At 56.7% G+C, this 1,067-nt stretch carries 1 protein-coding gene; it reads right to left on the minus strand.

All coding sequences use genetic code 11. The annotated features are described in order from the left end of the window. On the minus strand, positions 1–919 hold a 919-nt coding region (locus HMPREF2849_RS06260; protein ID WP_070862751.1), incomplete at its 3' end, for an IS256-like element IS3503 family transposase. Positions 920–1,067: the final 148 nt, after the last annotated feature.

Genomic DNA, 1,067 nt, shown 5'->3' on the forward strand with positions numbered 1-1,067 from the left:
CTAGTTCTTTTATGGGGGCGTTGATGCCACCTTCGAGGCTGTTTGTTGTTGCTGCAAGGTTGTCGGGGTCGATGGTTGTTGGTGGGGGTTGCAGGTAGGTAAACAGCAGGTCTCTGCGGTGCAGAGATAGCAATGATTGATAGGCCGCTCGGACGCGTTGGTGGGTGTAGACCTTGGTGTAGGCGCCGGTAGCAGGGTCTTTGATGGTGGTTTTCTCGTTCATCCATTCCCGGTAGGTGTGGTCGAATTCGTGCAGGTGGGCGACCCATGTGGATGCTTGGTCAAGGTCGGTGATGCGAGTGAGTTTCAGGGCTAGGCGGTAGAGGGTTTTGCCGGCATCGGTGCGGGGGTTGCTGGTGGTGTGGCGGCAGACTGTTCGTTGGGCGTGGACGAGGCAGCGTTGGATGCGTGTTGTTGGCCAGCAGTGGTGGATGGCTGATTGGGCACCTTGTCCGCCGTCTGTGACTGCGATTAGTGGTGCGGCAATGGGGCGTAGGAGTTCGGTGTAGGCGGCGGTGGTTTCGTGTCTGGCCCAGGTCCAGTTGATGACGTGGGTTTTACTGGCTGCGATCAGGAGGCATCCGGACTTTAGATAGGTCGCGTCGAGGAAGATTTGGTCATGGATGCGGAATGAGTCGATGGTGGGTGTGGGGATGATCCACCAGCACCATCGGAATCGGTGGTGCATGGTTTGCCTGGTTACGCCATGGTGTGCGGCGAAGGTGGTTAGAGATTGGGTGCCGGTGGCCCATTGGATGAACAAAGCCATGGTGGCGGTGTTTTTGTTGTGGGTTTGGGTGTTGCGGGTAAAGGAGTGTCCGCAGTGGGTGCAGCGCCAACGGGTGGTTGATTTGCTGGTGGTGCCGTTTTTCTTTGTGTTGTTGCCGCATAGTGGGCAGCTGGGGCGGTTGGTGGTCATCCTTTAATCCAACCGGTGTGCGGTTAGCACAAATGTGGCCGGAGGTGCGGGATGGTGTGGGTAATAGCTTTCGGGGAGCTATTCTTTGGTGATTTGTGGTGTGTGGTCTGGGGTTATGGTGGCATGCGGACACACTTTTCTTTACTTA

The sequence above is a fragment of the Corynebacterium sp. HMSC073B01 genome (assembly GCF_001838255.1).
Classification (GTDB): domain Bacteria; phylum Actinomycetota; class Actinomycetes; order Mycobacteriales; family Mycobacteriaceae; genus Corynebacterium; species Corynebacterium jeikeium_D.